The organism is Nitrosomonas sp. Nm34 (assembly GCF_900113925.1).
Classification (GTDB): Bacteria; Pseudomonadota; Gammaproteobacteria; order Burkholderiales; family Nitrosomonadaceae; genus Nitrosomonas.
Genome location: NZ_FORD01000007.1, coordinates 112,253 through 123,269, shown reverse-complemented (window position 1 = coordinate 123,269; position 11,017 = coordinate 112,253). Strand labels below are relative to the sequence as shown.

General features: G+C 46.0%; 12 protein-coding genes. 7 read left to right on the top strand and 5 right to left on the bottom strand.

Going from position 1 to position 11,017, the window contains the following annotated elements; all coding sequences use genetic code 11:
* Positions 1–253 precede the first annotated feature (253 nt).
* Positions 254–628 (top strand): thiol-disulfide oxidoreductase DCC family protein, encoded by a 375-nt coding sequence (locus BM283_RS05115; protein ID WP_254776181.1) that lies wholly within the window; start codon positions 254–256, stop codon positions 626–628.
* Between the two features lie 57 nt (positions 629–685).
* Here the strand turns inward: BM283_RS05115 and BM283_RS05110 are convergent, their stop codons facing one another.
* Positions 686–1,396: a dienelactone hydrolase family protein gene (locus BM283_RS05110; RefSeq protein WP_090690356.1), complete on the bottom strand. Its 711-nt coding sequence runs from the start codon at positions 1,394–1,396 to the stop codon at positions 686–688.
* A 543-nt stretch (positions 1,397–1,939) separates the two neighbouring features.
* Between BM283_RS05110 and BM283_RS05105 the strand changes: the two genes are divergently transcribed.
* From BM283_RS05105 to BM283_RS05090, 4 genes are read left to right on the top strand one after another with little or no spacing between them, the layout of a single operon-like run.
* Positions 1,940–3,187 (top strand): ABC transporter substrate-binding protein, encoded by a 1,248-nt coding sequence (locus BM283_RS05105; RefSeq protein WP_217646441.1) that lies wholly within the window; start codon positions 1,940–1,942, stop codon positions 3,185–3,187.
* Complete coding sequence (locus BM283_RS05100) at positions 3,184–4,062, top strand: carbohydrate ABC transporter permease (RefSeq protein ID WP_090690353.1); 879 nt, start codon at positions 3,184–3,186, stop codon at positions 4,060–4,062. The genes BM283_RS05105 and BM283_RS05100 overlap by 4 nt, the downstream gene beginning before the upstream one ends.
* Positions 4,059–4,895, top strand: a complete 837-nt coding sequence (locus BM283_RS05095) for a carbohydrate ABC transporter permease (protein ID WP_090690350.1) — start codon at positions 4,059–4,061, stop codon at positions 4,893–4,895. Before BM283_RS05100 ends, BM283_RS05095 begins: the two co-directional genes overlap by 4 nt.
* An 18-nt stretch (positions 4,896–4,913) precedes the next feature.
* Positions 4,914–6,077 carry an ABC transporter ATP-binding protein gene (locus BM283_RS05090; RefSeq protein WP_090690349.1) on the top strand — a complete coding sequence of 388 codons (1,164 nt, stop codon included), beginning with the start codon at positions 4,914–4,916 and terminating at the stop codon, positions 6,075–6,077.
* Positions 6,078–6,112: 35 nt separating this feature from the next.
* Here the strand turns inward: BM283_RS05090 and BM283_RS18670 are convergent, their stop codons facing one another.
* Together BM283_RS18670 and BM283_RS05085 are read right to left on the bottom strand one after the other, a co-directional pair.
* Positions 6,113–6,253 (bottom strand): hypothetical protein, encoded by a 141-nt coding sequence (locus tag BM283_RS18670; protein ID WP_175492036.1) that lies wholly within the window; start codon positions 6,251–6,253, stop codon positions 6,113–6,115.
* A gap of 366 nt (positions 6,254–6,619) precedes the next feature.
* The gene (locus tag BM283_RS05085; protein WP_090690346.1) at positions 6,620–7,798 is read right to left on the bottom strand and encodes an NAD(P)/FAD-dependent oxidoreductase; all 1,179 of its coding nucleotides are present in this window, start codon (positions 7,796–7,798) and stop codon (positions 6,620–6,622) included.
* Positions 7,799–8,126: 328 nt separating this feature from the next.
* Here BM283_RS05085 and BM283_RS05080 point away from each other — a divergent pair, with 328 nt between their 5' ends.
* Positions 8,127–8,834, top strand: a complete 708-nt coding sequence (locus BM283_RS05080; protein ID WP_175492035.1) for a DUF4410 domain-containing protein — start codon at positions 8,127–8,129, stop codon at positions 8,832–8,834.
* Positions 8,835–8,910: 76 nt separating this feature from the next.
* Here BM283_RS05080 and BM283_RS05075 read toward each other — a convergent pair whose 3' ends face one another.
* Entirely contained in the window at positions 8,911–9,504 is a 594-nt protein-coding gene (locus BM283_RS05075; RefSeq protein WP_090690342.1) for a histidine phosphatase family protein, read from the bottom strand.
* A gap of 298 nt (positions 9,505–9,802) precedes the next feature.
* Here BM283_RS05075 and BM283_RS05070 point away from each other — a divergent pair, with 298 nt between their 5' ends.
* On the top strand, positions 9,803–10,222 hold the full coding sequence (locus BM283_RS05070; RefSeq protein WP_090690340.1) for a secondary thiamine-phosphate synthase enzyme YjbQ: 420 nt from the start codon (positions 9,803–9,805) through the stop codon (positions 10,220–10,222).
* A gap of 227 nt (positions 10,223–10,449) precedes the next feature.
* Here BM283_RS05070 and BM283_RS05065 read toward each other — a convergent pair whose 3' ends face one another.
* Positions 10,450–10,830 (bottom strand): diacylglycerol kinase family protein, encoded by a 381-nt coding sequence (locus BM283_RS05065; protein ID WP_217646440.1) that lies wholly within the window; start codon positions 10,828–10,830, stop codon positions 10,450–10,452.
* Positions 10,831–11,017 lie beyond the last annotated feature (187 nt).

Sequence of the window (11,017 nt, the reverse complement as noted above, 5' to 3'; positions counted from 1 at the left end):
CAATAAGGCAAGGCTGAAACGATGGGGATTATGGGTTCCATCAGATTTTGTGACAGCTTAAGTTACTGGGTTCAACCGCCGGATGCGGAAAACCGAACGTCCGGTGGTGTGGGAGAGGTAACGGATACAATCCGTTACCCCGACCCGATCGCAGGTTACGCGGGTTTGTCAGCTTCACTTTGCGGTATGATTGATATTTATCTTTGGTTCACCTTCGCGTGATGTTTGATTGGGAAATGGAATGAGTTTTTCAGTGGATAAAGAAACGAATCCGATCAAAGTTTATTACAACTCAGCCTGTCCGGTGTGCAAGGCTGGCATAGAAAATCAGAAAAGCAGGATGAAAGGGTGCCCGGTCGAATGGAAAGACGTCCATTCGCATCCTGTATTAGTTACGGAAATCCATTCAGAACTTGAGCAGGTGCGCGAGCGGTTGCATGTCGTGGATGAACAGGGTCAAACTTATATCGGGTTCGATGCATTTCTCACCATTTGGCGGCATTCTCCTGGCGAGAAATGGAAGGCAATACTATTGGGTTTGCCACTTATCAGACAGTTAGGGCGGATTGCTTATAATCAATTTGCTGCCCTGTTGTATAAATGGAATAAGGCGAAGAAGCATTGGTAGCGTTTGACGAGCCACAAAAGCAAGGAGCCATTTTAATGTGGACTGATCTACATTCTTCTAGAAAATTTCAGCCAAGAAATTGCCAATCGACTGATAAGCCCGTTTTGCCGCTATTTCCTTGTAGACTGTGCCGAAACTGGGATTATTAGCAACAGGATTGGTAAAGGCATGCATGGTTCCTCCATAAATATGCATCTGCCAGTCTACCCCCGCTTCGGTCATCTCCTGCTCAAAAGCTAACACCTGCTCGGGCGGTACCATGGGGTCATCATGACCATGTAGACAAAGCACTTTAGCACTTATTTTTTCATTTGTAATATAGTCACGTGCCAAAATACCATGAATGCTGATCACACCTCTCACATCAGCACCGGATCGAGCCAATTCCAGCACACACATTCCACCAAAACAATAGCCCATTGCCGCGACCCGGGTTGCATCAACTTGTCGGAGTTTTCGCACTGCCAGTAATGCTGCGTTAATTCTTTGCCTCAATAAGGCTCTATTATTTGCGTAAGGATGCATGAGTGCTGCGTTACCGTCCACGTCCCCATCGCGGCCAAATATACCTTTGCCATACATATCCAGCGCAAAACCGACATAACCCATTGCTGCGACTCTTTCTGCTGCCTTACAGGCAAATTCGCGCCGACCACTCCAATCATGCGCAACCAGCACGACCGGTTTGGGGGTATCTGTTTGTTGACAGACCATATAACCTTCCAGTTCGGTATCGCCATCCTGATAATCAACAAATTTCGTAAGCATACTACTCCATCCTTATTAATTAATATGGAAGAAACTTTTACTATCTTATCCTAATTTTAAATCAACCCCGACTGAGTCGACTTCACCTTGCTGCATCATGGATACTGTCATACTGTCGATGGCTCGCTTCCGCGTCATGTTTGATCTGGAAATGGAGTTGCGCCAACCTGATCAGCCAAACCCCAAAGTAATGTTTGAATTACCCAATAATGCATGAACAACTCCCTGCCTGCAATGATCAAAAAATAGCTGCCTTCTCACCTCAGAAAATACTTAAGCATCTTAAATGCTTGCACTACATAATCAAGACAGAAATACCATATTCTGCTATGGTATTTGTTACAGAAAATATAGGGCATTGCGTTCTTCCATTTCTAAATTAAAACTGACATTGTCAGCTTCACCTTGCCGTATTATTTATACTGTCTGCGGCTCGCCTTCGTGTCATTTTTGATTTAGAAATGGAATTCAATATTGAAAGCAGACTACTGACAAAAAATTATTTGATAACTTTTTGTCGCTATCAACGAGGAGAGAGGAGCATTGATCAGTATCCGTCTCACTTTAGCCTTATGGATTGCCATCAGCATCATACTCTATGGCTGCAGCAGTCAGAGGAGGGAGGCTATTCCTACCTTGAACTGGTATGTTGCCGGTGAACCCTCGGGCGCATTTTCCATGGCAGCCAAGCGCTGCTCTGAAGATTCGGGGCAAGCGTATAAGATAGAACAGGTGCCATTGCCTGCCGATGCCGATCAACAACGTGAGCAATTAGTGCGCCGGCTGGCCGCAGGCGATAATTCCATCGATATCATCGGGATGGATGTCATTTGGACTGCAGAATTTGCGCAGGCGGGTTGGATTCTTCCCTGGACTGGCGAAACAGCTGAGCAAGCCAAGGCGGGTCGACTCGATGCTCCATTGCAGAGCGCAATCTATCAAAATCAATTATGGGCCGCGCCGTTCACTACGAATATCCAGTTATTATGGTATCGCACAGACAGAGTCACTACAGCGCCTGCCACCTGGGATGAAATGATCCTTGTGGCTGAATCATTGGGGAAAACAGGGACCATACAGGCACAAGGCGAACGTTATGAAGGATTAACCGCATTCTTTATTTCACTGCTGGCCTCGAATGGCGGCTCAGTACTGGATGTCAGTGGCAAGCATATCTCTCTAGCGCAACAGCCCACTTTGCAGACGCTTTCTACCATGGCACGCTTTGCCAATTCAAGCGCTGCTGATCGGGCTCTGGCGACTGCGCGCGAAGATCAGGCGCGCCTTGCCTTTGAATCAGGCCACTCCAGCTTCATGGTTAACTATCCCTTTGTCTGGCCCAGCGCCCAGAGAAATGCGCCTGAAATTGCTAAACACATAGGATGGGCTCGCTGGCCTGCAGCCATAGAAGGCAAACCCAGCCGCTTCGTGATTGGTGGCCTTAATTTAGGGGTCAGCGCCTATACGCCTTATCCTCAGTTAGCGTTCCATGCCGCTGCCTGTCTTACTGTAGCCAGACATCAACGTATGGCTGCTGAACTGGGAGGGCTGCTGCCGACTGTCGCTGCATTGTATGATGAGCCGGAAATTCGTACGACTTATCCCTTTGCAGATGTATTGCGCAGTTCGTTAAATGATGCGGTGCAACGCCCACAAACGCCGCTCTATAATGATATTTCTCTGGCGATCAGTCGCACTTTGCATCCTATGCGCGATATTGAACCTCAGAAAGATTTTATCCGGCTACGCCGCGCCATTGAGCGCGCACTCAATTCAGAGGGTTTGCTATGAACCAGAAGCAAAGCAATGAGCGGCGTCTGGGCTGGTTGTTATGTGCGCCGGCAGTCACTGCCTTGCTTGTGGTAACGGCTTACCCTATCTTATACGCACTGTGGCTATCATTATTTCGCTACGATTTGCGTTTTCCTGAGCAGCGCGCTTTTATCGGTATCGATAATTATGTCAGTATTCTTACCTCAGAGGTATGGTGGCATGCGCTGGGTAATACGTTGATTCTGACAATCAGCTCAGTCACCCTGGAATTGCTGTTAGGGTTTCCTCTCGCATTAATTATGCACCATACTTTGTTCTGGCGCCGCGCAGTGCGCGCCGCCACGCTCATTCCGTATGCGATGGTCACTGTTGTTGCGGCATTGGCCTGGAAATTTGCTTTTGATCCGACGACCGGTTTTGTTAATGCCTTACTCGGTATGGAACAGGCATGGTTGACTCAGCGCTGGTCAGCGTTTTTAGTGATTATCCTGACCGAAATATGGAAAACCACGCCATTTATGGCATTGCTGCTAATGGCAGGGCTTACCCTGGTACCGCATGATTTAATTCAAGCCGCGCGGGTCGACGGGGCGAATGCCTGGCAACGTTTCATAAAAATTATCGTTCCGCTCATGAAACCTGCCATTCTGGTGGCGCTATTGTTTCGCACACTGGATGCGTTTCGTATTTTTGATACGGTTTTTATCCTGACCCGCGGCGCACAGGGTACCGAAACGGTCTCCCTGCTGGGCTATAATACCTTCATTGTCAGCCTCAATTTAGGTCTGGGTTCGGCAGTTTCAGTATTGATTTTTATCGGTGTACTGATGATCTCGGTTTTGTTTATTAAAGGCTTCGGGGCATCGCTGACTCAAGGGGAAAACGCCGAATGAGAATGGGGAATGACCTGATGGGACGTATTTTCTGGGGGGTGGGTAACCTCATGGTGATGGCTTACGCCTTATTACCTGTCTTGTGGATTATATCCCTGTCGTTGAAGCAGAGCCGCCATTTGAATGACCAGCGTTTTTTTCCGCAAACTATCAGCTTGGAGAATTACCGAATTATTTTCTCTGACATGCAGTTTCCAGCGGCATTGTGGAATTCCCTTGGGATTGCTGTGATATCGACGGTATTGGCGGTTACGCTGGGAATGTTTGCTGCCTACGCCATAGTCAGATTAGAATTCCCCGGCAGACGCTTGATCCTGGCTGGCGCATTGGCCACTGCCATGTTTCCCTCGGTGGTGATTATCGGGCCGATTTTCAATATGTGGCGCACAGTAGGGCTATTTGATACCTGGTTGGGCCTCATCATCCCTTATATGACTTTTGCTTTGCCGCTGGCCATTTGGATCTTATCTGCTTTTTTTCGTGAAATTCCCTGGGAGTTGGACAAAGCGGCTCGTGTTGATGGCGCCACCCCGTGGCAAGCCTTTATTTGGGTGATTGTGCCCTTGGCCGCACCCGCCATATTTACGGCTGCGATTCTGGTATTTATTTTTGCCTGGAATGATTTTTTATTTGCGATTTCGCTGACTTCTACCAACAATGCCCGCACGGTACCTGCGGTGATTGCCTTTTTTACAGGCAGCTCCCGTTTTGAATTACCCACTGGCTTGATTGCGGCGGCTTCCGTGGTCATTACTGTGCCAGTCCTGATTATAGTGTTAATTTTTCAGCAACGTATCGTGGCTGGTCTGACATCAGGTGCTGTTAAAGGCTGATGTGATCAAATTGACTATATGGCAAAAATTGAACTCAGCAATGTGACCAAACAATTTCCTGATGGGACGGTAGCCGTCAGTGCGACCAGTTTTGTCATTAATGATGGCGAATTTTTTATTCTCGTCGGCCCCTCCGGCTGTGGTAAATCAACCTTGCTGCATATGATCGTCGGTCTGGAAGAAGTCAGCAGCGGCGAAATTCGACTTGACGGCAAAGTAATCAACCACCTGGATCCGAAAGATCGCAATATGGCGATGGTTTTTCAGAGCTATGCCCTCTATCCGCATATGAATGTGCGGCAAAATATCGCGTTCCCGCTCGTCATGGCGAAAGTACCCAAAAAAGAAATAAATAAGCGTGTGGAAGAAACCGCGGCTATTCTGGAATTGAGTCATTTACTCGACAGTAAGCCGCGAAATTTATCGGGTGGTCAGCGTCAGCGTGTGGCGATGGGCAGGGCGATTGTGCGCAATCCACAAGCTTTTTTACTTGATGAGCCATTGTCCAATCTTGATGCCAGGCTGCGCAATCAGATGCGTACCGAGCTCGCCCGACTGCAAAAGCGGCTAGGCACCACGACTGTTTATGTTACCCATGATCAGACCGAAGCCATGACGCTCGGTGACCGGGTAGCAGTTTTAAATAAAGGCATGGTTCAGCAAATCGGAACCCCTTATGAATTATATCGGCAACCCGGCAATTTATTTGTAGCGGGATTTGTCGGTTCCCCAGCCATGAATTTTTTTCCGGTACAACTCAGAGATAGCCGACTGTTCTTTTTCTCACTCGATTTAGAAATAAATTCTCCTGAGAGCAGGACTCTTCCAAGCCAGTATCAATACGCCATTGCGGGTATCCGTCCTGAAGATTTTTACGTATTGTCTGATGAAAGTGGACAGCATCCGGAACAAGCCGCCTTTGATACGCAAGTAGATGTGGTGGAGTGGTTAGGTGCTGAAGTGCTCATTTACTTTCAGATCAAAAATAACCAGTGGCCCGACATGCCTGCATTAACACGGGATCTTAACCCGGACAAGAAGTCAGGTGATAAATGGCAGATTACTGCTAAGTTAGATACTAGCCATAACTTCAAGGAAGGGGACAGGATAAAACTGACCTTCGATATGGATAAATTACATTTATTTGACGCGCAAACAGGCAAACGTTTGACATCAGAATAAGGTTGAGACACTGTAATGGGTTCAAGAAGCCGCAGCTAGATGCGGTGGAGCGTGTGGTAAGTCAAATGCGAAGCAAAGGTACGATAAAGCCGCTGCAACGCTCCGTTCCCTGCAATCAATGGCAGCGCCAGATTCGTACCTACAGCAGCATCACCAAGTAAGTTGGCCTGAAACATTCTGGAAATTCCTCCTAGGTTTTTTATTCTCTGGCGCGACAACGATCGGCACAAGTTGTTATTCCATTTCTAAATCAAACATGACGCGAAGGCGAACTGCAGACAGTAGTCATCATACGGCAAAGCAGCCAGCAAGGTTTAGCCGACAACGCCAGTTGATTTAGAAATGGAATTAGTCAGGTCAATACTGACAAAAGCGTAATATAGCAAAATCAGTTAATAATGATTTAAAGAGTATTCTCATTGTCTTACCGAACACAAATGGAAGCAGACCAAAGCACTGTGTAGACAACAAAACAAAAAAACCATCGATATATTCTTTAAATTCTAAACCTTATGAATCATTATTAACTGGTTAGGCCATAGCTAATCGCTTATTCGCCCTGACAGAGTTGCCTGGGTGTGTTCAGCTTTTTCGGCAATCAATTGAGTGGCTGCCTCAATCTGACCCCATGTATTCCATAGCAGTACACCGCGTACCTGCTTATTTCGCAAATAATAGATTACACCTTTGTGAAAGGGTTCTTTCCAGTCTGCAACGATATCGAGGCTAGCATCAAGCTCGCCTACCGCTTCATATCCCAAATCAAATAGATCAGAGTAGAAATAAGGTTGGTAATGGTAAGGATTTGATTGGCCAGCCATGTTTTCGCCAGCCATTTTCCCCATGACATTTGCGTTGTCTTCATGCTCTACCCGTATCCGTTTTTCCAGGAGAGGGCTATAGAAATTGGCTACGTCACCTGCAGCATAAATATCAGGATGACTCGTGCGCAGGCATTCGTCGACAACAATTCCATTATCGATGGCGAGTCCAGCTTGCCTGGCAAGATCAATGTTAGGTTGAATTCCAAGTCCAGCTATAATGCCATCCGCCGTTATTTCCATACCATTCTCTGTCATCACACTTATTTTGCTGCCTTCTTTACGAATGGTTTTAACCGTATCGCCTGCATGGAGGGTGACACCTTTTTCTCGATAATAGCTATTCAAATATTCTGAGAGGGCTTGAGGATAAATACGTGCGCCAATACTCTTTGCAGGAAAAATCATGGTGACGTGTTTATTATTCATGGCAAGGGCAGCAGCAACTTCTGAACCGATGAACCCCCCACCGATGACAACAAAATCGGAGCCCTGCTCGCATAGTTCGCGTAACTTCTGGTAATCATCTACCGTTCTAAAGTAGATGACATTCTCATCTAAATAGGGTAATCGTCGAACTAATCCGCCAGTGGCGAGTAACAGCTTTTCATAGGTATAAATATTTCCAGCATTATCCATGGCGGTCTTCTTGGCTGGATCAAGCGTGACGATTTTTTTGCCTATGTGGACAGCCACATTCATGTCATGTTGGCTACGCCAGATGGATTCAAATGCCGCGTCTTTCCATAATGATTTGGAGAGTGGAGGGCGATCATAAGGTGAGTGTAATTCTTCACAGATCATGGCGATGGTACCATTGGGGTCAACTTGGCGAATGCCGTGAAGAGCCGAATCGGCAGTCATTCCGCCACCGACAATAAGGTATTTGTGATGTTTCATGGGAGCTCCTGATAAGAAAGATGCGCACTAAAAACTTATCACCCGTGTTGATTCAAGCAACTTGAAATATATTACCTCGAAAATCTCATCTTTATTAGCCTTTTATTCGCTTGGGATAGATAAATTTTCCATAATGATTTCGTATCAATAAAAGGCAGTGCGTTCTTCTCTGGTTTGTATTTAACCCGATAAAGCAAGGACATAGCTTGACGATATGGCTTACTGTTGGCATAGTATTCAAAACTTGGCAGTAGGAGTAAAGGATCTTTTTGTTCTCCAATCAAACAAGCGGGGTGCTCTGATGAAGATAATGTTTGGTAAAGGGCTCATGACCATAATCATCGCTTTGCTAATCACCGGCTGCGCTCAACATACCACACGGATTGCGAAAGAGCCTCCCTTTTTCAATTTATCCAAACCAGAAACAGTATTAATTTATGAGTTTGCAGTTCACCCAGAAGATATTAAACAAAATTCTGCTCTGTTTGCAAGGATAGGCAGGAGCCTGGCGGGCAGTAATCAAACAGCAGAACAAATTCAGATAGGGCGAGAAGTGGCCGATGCTTTAGCTGCAGAGCTGATGGTAAAAATAGCGGCTATGGGTTTGAACCCTGTGCGCGCTACAGCCCATACACCGATCAGCAAAGATGCAATTATCATTACCGGAGAATTTATTGACATAAACGAAGGTAATCGCCTGCGTCGTACCGTGATTGGTTTAGGTGCGGGCAAGTCTTCGCTTGATAGCCATGTACGGGTTTTAGCACAGAAAGAGTCTGGTATTGAAGAGCTGATTGCTTTTGATGCCCATTCGGAAAGCGGCAGCCTGCCTGGGGCAGCTGTCTTGGGTCCGGCCGGTGTGGCGGCAGGAGCGGGTACAACGGCAGTGGTTTCCACCAATGTCGCACTGGGTGCCGGTAAAGCTTACAAGTCAGCTTCGGCACAGCAAGCCAGGAGTATGGCTGATAAGATAGCGATAGAGCTAGAAAAATACTTCGCCAGACAGGGCTGGATCGATTCCTCCCTGGCAAAATAAAAAGTGCCTTGTCTTGTACCTGGCGCATCACACGTACTATTTCGTCCAGCTGGACTTTCAGAATGGTTTATTTCAGTTAGAGAGCTCCATTCAGAAACTCCAGCATTTCACCTGTTTCTGTGCGCCGAATGCGGGTAATGCCACCATAACTCACTTTAATTCGATAGAAGCTAGCCGGTGGTGCATGGATGGTTCGTGCAATGACTGCACGAATCACCCCTGCATGTGCAACGATGAGATAATGCTTACTTTGAGAGTGCGCTACAATTTCGTCATAGGCTGAGCTGACTCGATTGATAAAATCATCCAGTACTTCTGCACCTTGAGGTCGATGTGTGACCGGATTTCTCAGGAAAGACTGAAACTCATCAGGTTTGCTTGTTTTAATTTCATGGTGGCTAAGCCCTTCCCACGCACCAAATCCCACCTCTTTAAATCGATGCTCAACAGTAACCTCTATGCCGTGACGTTCTCCGAGTGCGCGTGCAAACGCCTGGCAGCGTTGTAACGGAGAGGTGATAATCTGCTCCCATGCGTTATATTCACCCACTGCATGCCACATTTGAGACCAGCCTTTTTCACTGAGCGGATCGTCAATGTTGTGGCCTCGATAACGCTGTCCGCCAACAGGCTCGCCATGACGAATCAAATCAATAACAGTTTCTGTCATAAGAAAAACTTTAATGGTAGTATTTTTTGATGGGGTAGTTTACCTGAATTGGTCCTATTCCATTTCCAAATCAAACATGACGCGAAGGCGAACCGCAGACAGTATGAATAATGCGGCAAAGCCGCAAGCAAGGTTAGCCGACAAAGTTAGTTTTGATTCAGATATGGAATGATACAAGAGCAAATGTTGCACAGAGCTGGATTGAGTATCGCTACCATGGAAATGTTGTCAGCTAAAAAATACTGCTGCCCGAGATTGAAAGAAGCTGCATAATTTCAAGAAACAGGATAACTATTTTATGTGGATACAAAAACAACTTTATCTTAGAGCCCGCGAACGCGGCTTTCACCTGGTAACTGATGAAATATTGCAACAGCTACCGGAATTAAGGCAGGTCAGGATAGGGATCATGAATATTTTGCTTCAGCATACTTCTGCTTCGTTAACCCTTAATGAAAATGCAGACCCGGCCGTGCGCCGGGATTTTGAAGATTACTTCAATCATACCGTACCTGAGAAAGCCCCTTATTACAGGCATAGAGATGAAGGAAGCGATGATCTTCCAGCCCATCTAAAATCCAGTTTATTAGGTTGCAGCTTGAACATTCCTGTCAGCAATGGCCGGCTCAATTTAGGCACATGGCAGGGGATTTACCTGGGCGAACACCGTAATCATGGAGGAAGCAGAAGCCTGATTATTACCATTCAAGGTGAATAATGCCATCGATAATGTTAAAAACTCCTTCTAGAATCCTTAAACCTTAAAAAGATCCTTGCCAAATCCACCTTGCCCGTATTATTGATCGGTCTGCGGCTCGCTTTCACGTTATGTTTGATTACGAAATTGAATGACCTATCCGGTATAGGCTGGTCAATATTTTTTGTTCTTGCCTTGTCTTGTTTGGAACTCTGAATGTTTAGAGGCGCCCTTAATGAAAAAAATAGTCATAAGTAAGCTTTAAAATAAGGCGGAAATATAATTAAACCTATGACGATAGCGCCAATGGCGCTGATCAGCACAGCCCCTGCAGCCACATCTTTGGATTTTTGAATGAGGGGATGCGGGGTGGGTGAAACAGCATCGCATAAAAATTCAATGGCGGTATTTAAAGCTTCTGCAACAAATACCGCTAAGATAGCTAAAATGACGAGACACCACTCAATAGGATCAATCTGAAAAAACAGTCCACCGCTGATGACCAGAGTGGTGGCAACTAGGTGAATCCAGGCATTATGTTGACTCTTCAGCAATACAGCTATGCCTGATAATGCGTAGCTAAAACTTCTGATTCTGGCTGCAAAGGAGAAGGTAGATAGCTTGTTCAAGTTTTTCGTATTACCCAGCTGTTGCGTGACATTGTAGTTTTGTGCACCAAAGAATGAACCCTGCGATTTTATTGTTGAATAGAGACATAGGCGTAAAATCGAAATGATCGTCAAAAAGTGAACAAAAAATCTTACTGTCTATTAATAAGATAACCCGATTCATAACGTGAGGAAAAAGCAGATTAGC

What these genes read in the sequence shown, in the direction of transcription:
- BM283_RS05070 (WP_090690340.1), top strand. Translation starts at nt 9,803, where the DNA reads ATGTGGATACAAAAACAACTTTATCTTAGAGCCCGCGAACGCGGCTTT.
- BM283_RS05100 (WP_090690353.1), top strand. Translation starts at nt 3,184, where the DNA reads ATGAACCAGAAGCAAAGCAATGAGCGGCGTCTGGGCTGGTTGTTATGT.
- BM283_RS18670 (WP_175492036.1), bottom strand. Translation starts at nt 6,253, where the DNA reads ATGTTTCAGGCCAACTTACTTGGTGATGCTGCTGTAGGTACGAATCTG.
- BM283_RS05080 (WP_175492035.1), top strand. Translation starts at nt 8,127, where the DNA reads ATGACCATAATCATCGCTTTGCTAATCACCGGCTGCGCTCAACATACC.
- BM283_RS05110 (WP_090690356.1), bottom strand. Translation starts at nt 1,396, where the DNA reads ATGCTTACGAAATTTGTTGATTATCAGGATGGCGATACCGAACTGGAA.
- BM283_RS05075 (WP_090690342.1), bottom strand. Translation starts at nt 9,504, where the DNA reads ATGACAGAAACTGTTATTGATTTGATTCGTCATGGCGAGCCTGTTGGC.
- BM283_RS05090 (WP_090690349.1), top strand. Translation starts at nt 4,914, where the DNA reads ATGGCAAAAATTGAACTCAGCAATGTGACCAAACAATTTCCTGATGGG.
- BM283_RS05085 (WP_090690346.1), bottom strand. Translation starts at nt 7,798, where the DNA reads ATGAAACATCACAAATACCTTATTGTCGGTGGCGGAATGACTGCCGAT.
- BM283_RS05095 (WP_090690350.1), top strand. Translation starts at nt 4,059, where the DNA reads ATGAGAATGGGGAATGACCTGATGGGACGTATTTTCTGGGGGGTGGGT.